The sequence below is a fragment of the Salmonella sp. SAL04213 genome (assembly GCF_046550535.1).
GTDB lineage: Bacteria > Pseudomonadota > Gammaproteobacteria > Enterobacterales > Enterobacteriaceae > Salmonella > Salmonella enterica.
The window spans coordinates 334,787-347,664 of record NZ_JBGDXS010000003.1 but is presented as its reverse complement, the minus strand read 5'-3'; the positions used below and the strand labels follow the sequence as shown (position 1 = coordinate 347,664).

Annotated in this window: 11 protein-coding genes and 1 riboswitch; of the genes, 8 read left to right on the top strand and 3 right to left on the bottom strand. The window is 55.0% G+C overall.

The annotated features are described in order from the left end of the window. Positions 1–23: 23 nt before the first annotated feature. From sgrR to thiQ, 4 genes are all read left to right on the top strand, one after another. Positions 24–1,682 carry an HTH-type transcriptional regulator SgrR gene (sgrR, locus tag ACLJPQ_RS11090; protein WP_001726866.1) on the top strand — a complete coding sequence of 553 codons (1,659 nt, stop codon included), beginning with the start codon at positions 24–26 and terminating at the stop codon, positions 1,680–1,682. Between the two features lie 46 nt (positions 1,683–1,728). Further along, positions 1,729–1,828, top strand: a riboswitch (TPP riboswitch). 31 nt (positions 1,829–1,859) lie between these two features. Continuing rightward, positions 1,860–2,843 (top strand): thiamine ABC transporter substrate binding subunit, encoded by a 984-nt coding sequence (thiB, locus tag ACLJPQ_RS11085; RefSeq protein WP_000915326.1) that lies wholly within the window; start codon positions 1,860–1,862, stop codon positions 2,841–2,843. Beyond that, positions 2,819–4,429: a thiamine/thiamine pyrophosphate ABC transporter permease ThiP gene (gene thiP, locus ACLJPQ_RS11080; RefSeq protein ID WP_000235635.1), complete on the top strand. Its 1,611-nt coding sequence runs from the start codon at positions 2,819–2,821 to the stop codon at positions 4,427–4,429. Before thiB ends, thiP begins: the two co-directional genes overlap by 25 nt. Then, positions 4,413–5,120: a thiamine ABC transporter ATP-binding protein ThiQ gene (gene thiQ, locus ACLJPQ_RS11075; RefSeq protein ID WP_000915973.1), complete on the top strand. Its 708-nt coding sequence runs from the start codon at positions 4,413–4,415 to the stop codon at positions 5,118–5,120. The genes thiP and thiQ overlap by 17 nt, the downstream gene beginning before the upstream one ends. A gap of 38 nt (positions 5,121–5,158) precedes the next feature. Here thiQ and ACLJPQ_RS11070 read toward each other — a convergent pair whose 3' ends face one another. Continuing rightward, positions 5,159–5,926 carry a DedA family protein gene (locus tag ACLJPQ_RS11070; protein ID WP_001148369.1) on the bottom strand — a complete coding sequence of 256 codons (768 nt, stop codon included), beginning with the start codon at positions 5,924–5,926 and terminating at the stop codon, positions 5,159–5,161. Between the two features lie 118 nt (positions 5,927–6,044). Then, positions 6,045–6,890, bottom strand: coding sequence for an arabinose operon transcriptional regulator AraC (gene araC, locus ACLJPQ_RS11065; RefSeq protein WP_000852387.1), 846 nt, complete (start codon positions 6,888–6,890; stop codon positions 6,045–6,047). A gap of 340 nt (positions 6,891–7,230) precedes the next feature. Between araC and araB the strand changes: the two genes are divergently transcribed. The 3 genes from araB (at position 7,231) to araD (ending at position 11,289) form a co-directional block, all read left to right on the top strand. Further along, positions 7,231–8,940, top strand: a complete 1,710-nt coding sequence (gene araB / locus ACLJPQ_RS11060) for a ribulokinase (protein ID WP_080184990.1) — start codon at positions 7,231–7,233, stop codon at positions 8,938–8,940. A gap of 10 nt (positions 8,941–8,950) precedes the next feature. After that, positions 8,951–10,453, top strand: a complete 1,503-nt coding sequence (araA, locus tag ACLJPQ_RS11055; RefSeq protein WP_080184991.1) for an L-arabinose isomerase — start codon at positions 8,951–8,953, stop codon at positions 10,451–10,453. A gap of 140 nt (positions 10,454–10,593) precedes the next feature. Next, complete coding sequence (gene araD / locus ACLJPQ_RS11050; protein ID WP_023209240.1) at positions 10,594–11,289, top strand: L-ribulose-5-phosphate 4-epimerase; 696 nt, start codon at positions 10,594–10,596, stop codon at positions 11,287–11,289. 5 nt (positions 11,290–11,294) lie between these two features. Here araD and ACLJPQ_RS11045 read toward each other — a convergent pair whose 3' ends face one another. Continuing rightward, positions 11,295–11,714 carry a DUF4751 family protein gene (locus tag ACLJPQ_RS11045; protein ID WP_080184992.1) on the bottom strand — a complete coding sequence of 140 codons (420 nt, stop codon included), beginning with the start codon at positions 11,712–11,714 and terminating at the stop codon, positions 11,295–11,297. 517 nt (positions 11,715–12,231) lie between these two features. Between ACLJPQ_RS11045 and ACLJPQ_RS11040 the strand changes: the two genes are divergently transcribed. Continuing rightward, positions 12,232–12,852, top strand: coding sequence for a YdcF family protein (locus tag ACLJPQ_RS11040; protein ID WP_000877512.1), 621 nt, complete (start codon positions 12,232–12,234; stop codon positions 12,850–12,852). Positions 12,853–12,878: the final 26 nt, after the last annotated feature.

The following is a 12,878-nucleotide window of genomic DNA, read 5'->3' as shown; positions in this document are numbered from 1 at the left end:
TTTTTCATCGGAGTTCCCCTTTTATGCCCTCAGGTCGCCTGCAACAACAATTTATCCGTCTCTGGCAATGTTGTGACGGTAAAACGCAAGACACCACGCTTAATGAGCTGGCGGATCTGCTGAACTGTTCGCGTCGCCATATGCGTACGCTGCTAAATACGATGCAGGCGCGCGGTTGGCTAACATGGGAGGCCGAGGTTGGACGCGGAAAGCGTTCGCGTCTGACGTTCCTGTATACCGGACTGGCGCTGCAACAGCAGCGGGCGGAAGACCTGCTGGAACAAGATCGAATCGATCAACTGGTACAACTGGTCGGCGATAAAAGCGCTGTCAGGCAAATGCTGATTTCCCATCTGGGACGCAGCTTCCGCCAGGGGCGGCATATTCTGCGGGTTCTTTACTATCGTCCGATGCACAATCTCCTGCCGGGAACCGCATTACGTCGCTCGGAAACCCATATTGCCCGGCAAATTTTCAGTTCGCTCACGCGGGTAAATGAGGAAAACGGGGAACTGGAAGCGGACATTGCGCACCACTGGCAGCAAATTTCCCCTTTACTGTGGCGCTTCTACCTGCGCCCCGGCATTCATTTTCATCATGGCCGCGAGCTGGAGATGGAAGATGTCATCGCCTCGCTGACGCGTATCAATACGCTTCCGCTTTACTCGCACATCACAAAGATAGACTCCCCTACCGCGTGGACGCTGGATATTCATCTTTCCCAGCCGGATCGCTGGTTGCCGTGGCTGCTGGGCCAGGTCCCGGCGATGATTTTGCCGCGGGAGTGGGAAACGCTGGCTAATTTCGCCAGCCACCCTATCGGCACCGGGCCTTATGCCGTGCGGCGTAATACGCCGAACCAACTCAAGATACTCGCCTTTGATGACTACTTCGGCTATCGGGCGTTGATAGACGAAGTGAACGTCTGGGTACTGCCGGATATCAGTGAAGAACCAGCCTGCGGCTTGATGCTGGAAGGGCCGATACAAGGCGGTGAAAAAGCGATAGAAAGCCGACTGGAAGAGGGGTGCTATTACCTGCTATTCGACGCCAGAACGCCGCGCGGCGCGCATCCGCAGGTCAGAGAATGGGTAAGCCACGTCCTCTCCCCCACCAATTTACTCTATCATGCCGATGAACCGCTACAGCAGCTCTGGTTCCCGGCCTATGGGCTTTTACCGCGCTGGCATCACGCCCGTCCAGGCCCGGGCGAAAAACCCGCCGGGCTGGAAACCCTCACGCTGACCTTCTATCGCGAACACATTGAGCACCGGGTTATCGCCCGTATCATGAGCGCGCTTCTGGCTGAACATCAGGTGCATCTGCATATTCAGGAGATCGACTACGATCAATGGCACGCCGGCGAGATCGAAAGCGATATCTGGCTCAATAGCGCTAACTTTACGCTGCCGCTGGATTTCTCGCTGTTCGCGCACCTGTGCGAAGTACCGCTCTTGCAGAACTGCATTCCGCGCGACTGGCAAGACGACGCCGCGCAGTGGCGCGCTGGCGAGATGAACCTGGCGAACTGGTGCCAGCAACTGCTGGTCAACAAAGCGATTGTGCCGTTGATCCACCACTGGCTGATTATCCAGGGACAGCGCAGTATGCGCGGGCTGCGCATGAATACCCTCGGCTGGTTTGATTTTAAATCGGCGTGGTTTGCGCCGCCAGATCCTTAACGCCAGCTCTTGATTGCTGCCCGGCAACAAAATCACTACACTAACGCCGAACTCAACGGGGTGCCGCGCTCATGCGCGCGCTGAGAAAATACCCGTCGAACCTGATCCGGATAATGCCGGCGAAGGGATTTGAGGCTACCTCTCAAGTCCTTTGCCACTCTTTAACTGAGGTGCAAAGTGTTAAAAAAATATCTTCCGCTTTTACTCCTGTGCGCGGCGCCTGCTTTCGCCAAACCCGTTCTCACCGTCTATACCTACGACTCGTTCGCCGCCGACTGGGGGCCAGGCCCGGCGGTGAAAAAAGCGTTTGAAGCCGATTGCAACTGCGAGCTGAAACTGGTGGCGCTGGAGGATGGCGTTTCACTGCTCAACCGCCTGCGGATGGAGGGGAAGAACAGCAAAGCCGATGTGGTGTTGGGGCTGGACAATAATCTGCTGGAAGCGGCCACGCAAACTAAACTCTTTGCCAAAAGCGGCGTGGCGAATGAAGCGGTCAAGGTGCCCGGCGGCTGGAAAAACGACACATTTGTGCCGTTCGATTACGGCTATTTCGCCTTTGTCTACGATAAAAGCAAGCTGAAAAATCCGCCGAAAAGCCTGAAAGAACTGGTCGAGAGCGATCAAAAATGGCGGGTGATTTATCAGGACCCGCGTACCAGTACGCCAGGGCTGGGGCTGTTACTGTGGATGCGCAAAGTCTATGGCGATAACGCGCCGCAGGCCTGGCAAAAACTGGCGGCCAAAACGGTGACGGTGACGAAAGGCTGGAGCGAGGCCTACGGTTTATTTCTGAAAGGTGAAAGCGATTTGGTGCTCAGTTACACCACCTCTCCGGCGTATCACATTATTGAAGAGAAGAAGGACAATTACGCCGCCGCGAACTTCAGCGAAGGCCATTACTTACAGGTAGAGGTCGCGGCGCGTACCGTCGCCAGCAAGCAGCCGGAACTGGCGGAGAAATTCCTCAAATTTATGGTTTCTCCGGCGTTTCAGAACGCCATACCCACCGGCAACTGGATGTACCCGGTAGCGGACGTCGCCCTACCAGCAGGGTTTGAATCATTGGCAAAACCCGCCACAACGCTGGAATTCACGCCGCAACAAGTGGCAGCACAACGCCAGGCATGGATTAGCGAATGGCAACGCGCCGTCAGCCGTTAATTCCCGGCTGGCTGATTCCGGGGCTGTGCGCCGCCGCGCTGATGATAACCGTCTCGCTGGCGGCCTTTCTGGCGCTTTGGCTGAACGCGCCGTCGGGCGCGTGGTCGACAATCTGGCGGGATAGCTACCTGTGGCATGTGGTGCGCTTCTCATTCTGGCAGGCGTTTCTGTCCGCAGTGCTGTCTGTGGTCCCGGCGGTTTTTCTCGCCCGCGCGCTTTATCGACGCCGTTTTCCTGGACGTCTGGCGCTGCTGCGTCTGTGCGCCATGACGCTGATTCTGCCGGTACTGGTTGCCGTGTTCGGTATTCTTAGCGTGTATGGCCGTCAGGGCTGGCTGGCCTCGCTGTGGCAGATGCTGGGGCTTCAGTGGACATTCTCCCCCTACGGCTTGCAGGGCATTTTACTGGCGCACGTCTTTTTTAACCTGCCAATGGCGAGCCGTTTGTTGCTGCAATCTTTGGAAAGCATTCCCGGCGAGCAGCGCCAGCTCGCCGCCCAGCTCGGTATGCGCGGCTGGCATTTTTTCCGTTTTGTCGAATGGCCGTGGCTGCGCCGCCAAATTCCGCCCGTCGCGGCGCTGATTTTTATGCTCTGCTTCGCCAGTTTCGCAACGGTTCTGTCGCTCGGCGGCGGCCCGCAGGCCACCACTATCGAACTGGCTATCTTTCAGGCGCTCAGTTATGACTACGATCCCGCCCGCGCGGCGATGCTGGCATTAATCCAGATGGTCTGCTGCCTGGCGCTGGTACTGCTAAGCCAACGGTTGAGCAAAGCGATTGCGCCGGGGATGACGCTGACGCAGGGCTGGCGCGATCCTGACGATCGTCTCCACAGCCGTCTGACTGACGCCTTATTAATCGTGCTGGCGCTGCTGCTGCTGCTTCCGCCGCTGGTCGCCGTGGTGGTCGATGGCGTCAACCGCAGCCTGCCGGAGGTGCTGGCGCAACCCATTCTGTGGCAGGCTGTCTGGACATCGCTACGCATTGCGCTGGCGGCGGGCGTTCTGTGTGTGGTGCTGACCATGATGCTGCTGTGGAGTAGCCGCGAGCTACGCCAACGCCAGCAACTATTCGCCGGACAAACGCTGGAACTCAGCGGGATGTTGATCCTCGCGATGCCGGGGATCGTGCTGGCGACAGGCTTCTTTTTACTGCTCAATAACAGCGTTGGCTTACCGGAATCCGCCGACGGCATCGTGATTTTCACCAATGCGCTGATGGCAATCCCCTACGCGCTAAAAGTCCTGGAAAACCCAATGCGCGATATTACCGCCCGTTATGGAATGCTGTGCCAGTCATTAGGAATTGAAGGCTGGTCGCGGTTAAAGGTCGTGGAACTGCGGGCGCTGAAACGTCCGCTGGCGCAGGCGCTGGCGTTTGCCTGCGTACTTTCTATCGGTGATTTTGGCGTCGTCGCGCTTTTCGGCAATGACAATTTCCGCACGCTGCCGTTTTATCTGTATCAGCAGATCGGCTCCTACCGCAGCCAGGACGGCGCGGTGACCGCGCTGATACTGCTGCTGCTCTGCTTTACGTTATTTACCCTCATAGAGAAACTACCGGGCCGACATGCTAAAACTGATTGATATCACCTGGCTTTACCATCATTTGCCGATGCGTTTTACGCTGGCGGTAGAACGCGGCGAGCAGGTGGCGATTCTTGGCCCCAGCGGCGCGGGGAAAAGCACGTTGTTGAATTTAATTGCCGGTTTTCTTGCGCCTGCCAGCGGTACGTTACTTATTGCCGGTGAAGATCATACGCTTACGCCGCCCTCACGCCGTCCGGTCTCAATGCTGTTTCAGGAGAATAATTTATTCAGCCACCTGAATGTGCAGCAAAATATCGGTCTGGGGCTAAACCCCGGGTTAACGCTCAACGCCAGCCAGCGGGAAAAACGGGACGCTATCGCACGTCAGATGGGCATTGAGAGTCTGATGGCGCGTTTGCCGGGCGAACTGTCTGGCGGTCAGCGTCAGCGGGTAGCGCTGGCGCGCTGCCTGGTACGTGAACAGCCGGTACTGCTGCTGGATGAACCGTTCTCCGCGCTCGATCCCGCGCTGCGCCAGGAGATGCTGACGTTGGTCAGCGATATCTGCCGCGAGCGACAGCTCACGCTGTTGATGGTCTCGCACAGCGTGGAAGATGCGGCGCGAATTGCGCCCCGGTCAATCGTCGTGGCCGACGGACGCATTGCGTGGCAAGGCAAAACAGACGAGCTACTAAGCGGTCAAGCCAGCGCCTCAGCGCTATTGGGCATCAAATCCCATATTTTGTAGGCCGGATAAGGCGAAGCCGCCATCCGGCAAAGGAATCGTTAGTAACCCACAACTTTGCGCAGAATATCGATATATACCGGCATCAGCGGGTGGCGAACCAGCACCACCAGCGCGACCACGCCGATCCCGAGCGTCAACGGCGCCAGATACAGCAAACGGCTGCGGGGGAAATACGCGGTTAAACGATCGACTGCCGCTTTGCCGCTGCGCCACAGCCGCCAGCATAGCCAGCCTCCGACCCACAGCAGCAACGCCGTCGCCAGCAGCAGCCATTTGAAATCTCCGCTCTGCATATCGGAAGGAATATCGATTGCCGCTCCCGCCAGAATGCCCGGCAGGAAATAAAACGGCGGCCACAGCAAACAGCCAATCAAGTTCGGCCCAATAAATTTCGCCACGGGAAGATCCAGCATCCCTGCCACCATCGGCACCAGCGGCCTCGTCGGACCGACAAAACGTCCGACCAGGATCGTGAACATACTGTGCTGATGCAGCGCGTGTTCGGTTTTATCCAGCAGCGACTTGTTCTTTTTCATAAAAGACCAGCGGTGTAGCGGCTTTTTAAAGCGCCACCCCAGCCAGAACGAAATCCAGTCGCCCATCAGACAGCCGATAATACCCACCAGCCAGGCATGCCAAAAATTGAGCTCGCCGCTGCCGATAAGCGCGCCCAGCCCCGCCATCAGTACCGTGCCGGGTAAAATCAACCCCACCAGCGCCAGCGATTCCAGGAAGGCGACCAGCAACACAGCGATAAGCGAATACAGAGTGGATTGGGTGATAAAGTGTTCCAGCAGTGCTTGCATAGTGTGTCCGTCAGCGTGATGAAGCAGGGATTCTGCTTATCCCGTCCCCCTTCGTCAAGCCGTCAATTATCCGAATAGTTACGGCTTATGACATCTTTGTGGACACATCATTCACTTTTTATTCACATCCGGCCCTGAACTCGCTAGGACTTGCCCCGGTGCATTTTTTAAATACCCGAGAAAAATAGAGCTGATCGTCAAATCCAACATTGCGCCCAACGGTCGCTATCGGCATTCGCGTGGTGCTAAGCAGGAGTTTCGCCTGGCTGATACGCTGATCTTCGCGCCAACTCAATACGCTAATGCCTAACTGCTGGCGGAACAGATGCGATAACCGGGAGGGCGACAGGCAGACATGCTGGGCGACGCTGGCGATGTCAAAATGGCTGTCCGCCAGATGGTCGCTGATATACTGGCAGGCATCGCGCACACGGCTATCCATCGGCGGATGCAACGACTCATTAATTACCGCCATACGTCTGAGCAACAACTGCTCCAGCAGATTGATCGCCAGTAGCTCAGAATAGCGACCTTCCCCTTGCCCGGCGCTGATGATCTGTCCGAACAGTTCGCTGAAATGCGGCTGGCGCGCCTCGTCCGGGCGGAAAAATCCTGTCTGGGCAAAGATTGTCGGCCAGGTCAGCCACTCCTGCCAGTAGGCGCGAGGCCGGAAATAAACCCACTGGTGATACCACTCGCTGGCGTCCGGATGCCGTCCATAGTGATGAATCTCGCCCGGCGGAAACAATAATATATCGCCAGGCCGACAGACAAACTGCTCGCCATTATTATTAATGACGCCCTCTCCGCGGATGGTCAGGTTAAGAATATATCCCTTCATGCCCAACGGACGATCGATAAAAAAATCCAGATATCCATTCGCTTCAATTGGCGTCAGTCCGGCGACCAGATGGGCATTAAATGAATATCCCGGCAATAGCGGATCATTTTGCGTTTCAGCCATGATTTCTCTACCCCCCGATGTTCAGAGAAGAAACAAATTGTCCATATTGACCAGGACGACAGTGCTTACGTCTCCGCAAGACCTTGCGCTTGATGAAAGCACGTATCAACCCCGCTTGTGAAAAGCGCTTTGTAACAAAAGCGTACAGTTCAGGCGATAAAATTAAGTAACAGAAGTGTCTATAACTATGGCTGGAATGTCCACATTGAATATTTGCACAGCGTCACACTTTGCAAAGCATTAGCATTTTTGTCCATAAGATTAGCGGATCCTGCCTGACGGTTTTTGCCGCGACTCTCTACTGTTTCTCCATACCTGTTTTTCTGGATGGAGTAAGACGATGGCAATTGCAATTGGCCTCGATTTTGGCAGTGATTCAGTGCGCGCTCTGGCAGTGGACTGCGCCACCGGCGACGAGATCGCCACCAGCGTAGAGTGGTATCCGCGCTGGCAAGAAGGCCGTTATTGCGACGGCCCAAACAACCAGTTCCGTCATCATCCGCGCGACTACATGGAGTCAATGGAGGCCGCGCTGAAAGCCGTTCTGGCACAATTAAGCGCCGCGCAACGCGCAAATGTCGTTGGCATTGGCGTTGACAGCACCGGCTCTACGCCTGCGCCGATTGACGCCGACGGTAACGTCCTGGCGCTGCGTCCAGAGTTCGCCGAGAACCCGAATGCGATGTTTGTGCTGTGGAAAGATCACACCGCCGTGGAAGAGGCCGACGAAATCACTCGTCTGTGCCATAAGCCAGGCAAGGTCGACTACTCCCGCTATATTGGCGGCATTTACTCCAGCGAATGGTTCTGGGCGAAGATTTTGCACGTCACCCGGCAGGATAGCGCCGTCGCGCAGGCCGCCGTCTCGTGGATTGAGCTGTGTGACTGGGTGCCGGCGCTGCTTTCCGGCACCACTCGCCCGCAGGATATCCGCCGTGGCCGCTGCAGTGCCGGGCACAAAACACTGTGGCATGAAAGCTGGGGCGGTCTGCCGCCCGCGAGCTTCTTTGATGAACTCGATCCGTGCATTAACCGTCATCTGCGCTACCCGTTATTTAGCGAAACCTTCACCGCCGATCTGCCCGTGGGCACCCTGTGCGCCGAATGGGCGCAGCGCCTCGACTTGCCGGAAAGCGTAGTGATTTCCGGCGGCGCGTTCGACTGCCACATGGGCGCGGTCGGCGCGGGCGCACAGTCCAATACGCTGGTAAAAGTCATCGGCACGTCTACCTGCGACATTCTGATTGCGGATAAACAGAGCGTTGGGGATCGCGCCGTGAAAGGCATTTGCGGTCAGGTTGACGGCAGCGTGGTGCCGAACTTTATCGGTCTGGAAGCGGGGCAATCTGCTTTCGGCGACATCTACGCCTGGTTTAGCCGCGTGTTGAGCTGGCCGCTGGAACAACTTGCCGCGCAGCACCCGGAACTGAAAACCCAGATTAACGCCAGCCAGAAGCAGCTACTGCCAGCGCTCACCAACGCCTGGGCGAAAAATCCGTCCCTGGATCACCTGCCGGTGGTGCTCGACTGGTTTAACGGTCGCCGCACGCCAAACGCTAATCAGCGTCTGAAAGGCGTCATTACCGATCTCAATCTCGCCACCGACGCGCCAGCGCTGTTTGGCGGTCTGGTCGCTTCGACCGCCTTCGGCGCGCGCGCCATTCAGGAGTGTTTTACCGATCAGGGTATCGCGGTCAATAACGTGATGGCGCTTGGCGGCATCGCCCGTAAAAATCAGGTCATTATGCAGGTCTGCTGCGACGTACTGAATCGTCCGTTGCAGATCGTCGCTTCCGACCAGTGTTGCGCATTAGGAGCCGCTATCTTTGCCGCCGTCGCTGCGAAAGTCCATGCCGATATTCCTGCCGCCCAGCAAAGCATGGCAAGCGCGGTAGAACGCACTCTGCGTCCCCGCCCTGAACAGGCGCAACGCCTCGAACAGCTTTACCGCCGCTACCAGCAGTGGGCGCTAAGCGCAGAACAACATTATCTTCCGACTGCCGCGCCGGCGCCAACGACCCCGGCCAATCAGGCAATCCTGACTCATTAAGGACACGACAATGACGATTTTTGATAATTATGAAGTATGGTTTGTGATTGGCAGCCAGCATTTGTATGGCGCAGAAACCCTGCGTCAGGTCACCCAACATGCCGAGCATGTGGTCAACGCGCTGAATACCGAAGCCAAACTGCCATGTAAACTGGTATTAAAACCGCTGGGCACCTCGCCGGATGAGATTACCGCCATTTGTCGTGACGCCAATTATGACGATCGCTGCGCAGGGCTGGTGGTCTGGCTGCACACCTTCTCCCCGGCCAAAATGTGGATCAACGGGCTGAGTATCCTTAACAAACCACTACTGCAATTCCATACCCAATTTAACGCCGCCCTGCCGTGGGACAGCATCGATATGGACTTTATGAACCTGAACCAGACTGCGCACGGCGGCCGCGAGTTCGGTTTTATCGGCGCGCGGATGCGCCAGCAGCACGCGGTCGTCACTGGTCACTGGCAGGATAAAGAGGCCCATACGCGTATCGGCGCCTGGATGCGCCAGGCGGTCTCTAAACAGGATACCCGCCAGCTAAAAGTCTGCCGCTTCGGCGACAATATGCGTGAAGTCGCAGTGACTGACGGTGATAAAGTGGCCGCGCAAATCAAATTTGGCTTTTCGGTCAATACCTGGGCGGTCGGCGATCTGGTGCAGGTGGTGAATTCTATCGGCGACGGCGATATCAACGCTCTGATTGACGAGTATGAAAGCAGCTATACCCTGACGCCCGCCACCCAAATCCACGGCGATAAACGCCAGAACGTGCGAGAAGCGGCGCGTATTGAACTCGGTATGAAGCGTTTCCTGGAACAGGGCGGCTTTCACGCCTTTACGACGACATTTGAAGATTTGCACGGCCTGAAACAACTCCCGGGTCTGGCCGTACAGCGTCTGATGCAACAGGGCTACGGCTTTGCGGGCGAAGGCGACTGGAAAACCGCCGCTCTGCTTCGCATTATGAAAGTGATGTCAACCGGTCTGCAGGGCGGCACCTCATTTATGGAGGATTACACCTACCACTTCGAGAAAGGCAACGATCTGGTGCTCGGCTCGCACATGCTGGAGGTGTGTCCGTCCATCGCGGTGGAAGAGAAACCGATCCTCGACGTCCAGCACCTCGGGATTGGCGGCAAGGAAGATCCGGCGCGTTTGATTTTCAATACCCAAACCGGCCCGGCGATCGTCGCCAGCCTGATCGACCTCGGCGATCGTTATCGCCTGCTGGTCAACTGCATTGACACCGTAAAAACGCCGCACTCCCTGCCGAAACTGCCGGTAGCTAACGCGCTGTGGAAGGCGCAGCCGGATCTGCCGACCGCCTCCGAAGCGTGGATTCTGGCTGGCGGCGCGCACCATACCGTCTTCAGCCACGCGCTGGATCTGAACGATATGCGCCAGTTCGCAGAAATACACGATATCGAAATCGCGGTACTTGATAATGATACCCGTCTGCCGGCCTTTAAGGACGCGCTGCGCTGGAACGAGGTGTATTACGGGTTCAAACGTTAATTGGTGAAACGGATTGCCCGGTGGCACTGCGTTTACCGGGCCTACGGTCCTGTAGGCCGAATAAGGCATTTATGTCGCCATCCGGCACACCGTCGCTCGTAGGCCGGATAAGCGAAGCGCCATCCGGCAGGGAGAAAACAATGTTAGAAGATCTCAAACGCCAGGTACTGGAAGCCAATCTGGCGCTGCCAAAACACAACCTGGTCACCCTTACCTGGGGTAACGTCAGCGCCGTCGATCGCGAACGCGGCGTACTGGTGATTAAGCCGTCCGGCGTCGATTATAGCGTCATGACCGCTGAGGATATGGTGGTGGTCAGTCTGGAGACCGGTGAAGTCGTTGAAGGTCATAAGAAACCGTCGTCCGATACGCCAACCCACCGTCTGTTGTACCAGGCATTTCCGACTATCGGCGGCATCGTACACACCCATTCGCGCCACGCGACTATCTGGGCGCAGGCGGGTCAGCCGATTCCGGCGACGGGAACCACCCATGCCGACTATTTCTACGGTACGATTCCCTGCACTCGCAAAATGACCGAGGCGGAAATTAATGGCGAGTATGAATGGGAAACGGGCAATGTCATTGTTGAAACCTTTGAAAAACAAGGTATTGACGCCGCTCAAATGCCCGGCGTGCTTGTCCATTCGCACGGCCCGTTTGCCTGGGGTAAAAATGCCGAGGATGCCGTGCATAACGCCATCGTGCTGGAAGAAGTGGCCTATATGGGGATCTTCTGCCGCCAGCTTGCGCCGCAGTTGCCCGACATGCAGCAATCCCTGCTGGATAAACACTATCTACGCAAACACGGCGCAAAAGCCTATTACGGGCAGTAATGCCTCTAAAAACGCGTCCCATGGGGGGCGCGTTGATGAATCTGGTCGGTGATATATTCAGCAAATGCGCTTTGATAGACGTAATGATCAGAACTCACATATTCAATAATATTATCATAATGTCCCTGCCACGCTTTTCCTTCCAGCGCATGGAAGAAAATATAATCTTCGATTGTTGACTGCCAGCGTTGCCCATTTAACAGATAATTAATAATGGTATCCCGATGTCCGTTTTTTCTGTCGTGTCCTTGCCAGTGAAAAAAAGCATTGCCGTTTTCAATAACTTCGGTACGCCAAATCTGTTCTGTCCATGTTTTATACTCAAAAAATCGACTCACGGTTTTTATGGAAGGGTTAGCGAGTTGAGTATTGACGAAAAGATAACGGTCGTTCCCTACCAGACGCGCCTGCATACTCACATTCATAAAAGATCATTCCCGAATACCACAAATTTTGATAAAAACACCCGCACCCGAAAGTCAAAATAAAATTATATTCTAAAATAAAAATTAAATTATGCAGAGAGTTCCCGACGAATTCGCACTGTAATCCATTTTTATTTAACCATAGCGGCCAATTGGAATATTATATTTCTACCTGACGGTGCGGATGTTCCAAATGAAATTGTTACACTTTTCATTAAGTAAAACAAACAAAAAATATCGCTTTTTTGTTAATCCGAGAAATAAGTAACAGATTCGAACAAGCGCCTTTCTGAAAAATACTTAATGTATGAAAACAGACTTGACACAAAACGGCTAATACATGGGTAAAAACTGTAAATAAACATGATTCAAAATTAGCAGTTATAGGGTAATTATATCTGCTGTATATACCGGCATCATTATATTGATAAGTAGACGTCAGCAAAAATATCTGACGCTAAAAGCCATTTTATCGTTAAAATATCCATTACACCCGTCACGGGGAACGAACTCATTCATGAAATATCGCTACATCATCAGAATCGCGGCAGGCATAATTCTCATTATGGCTACGGTGTTTATCCATAATGCCATCGCTATTTATCAGTTCAGTCAGCAAAACCAGACGCGCGTAGCTGACTGCGCGATTGTCGCAGGAGCAGGCGTTAGCGGAAAAACGCCTTCTCCCGTTTTTCAGGCCAGACTGGATCATGCCATCTGGCTTTACCAACAACACATTGTCCGCGCGTTGGTATTAACCGGCGGCTACGGCGCTGGCGCAACGGTTTCCGACGCGGCGATAGCCCGTCAATACGTTCTGGAAAAAGGGATTCCGGCTAAGGCGATTTTTATTGAAGAGCGCTCTACCGTGACGCGCGAAAATATTCGTTACGCAAAACAGATACTGCGACAACAACAATGGCGCACAGCGTTACTGGTCAGCGATCCGCTGCATATGCTGCGTCTGAAAACTATCGCTCAGGATAATGGTATCGATAGCCGCTCATCACCCACGCGATCCACCCGCTATAAATCCTGGTGGGCGCAAACCCGCTTCTTACTGCGAGAAACTTTTTATTACAGCGGATATCGGCTTTTACGTTATATGCCTGTACAAAATAACAGTATTACCCCCTAAAACAGGTTATAATTAGCGTGAATTTT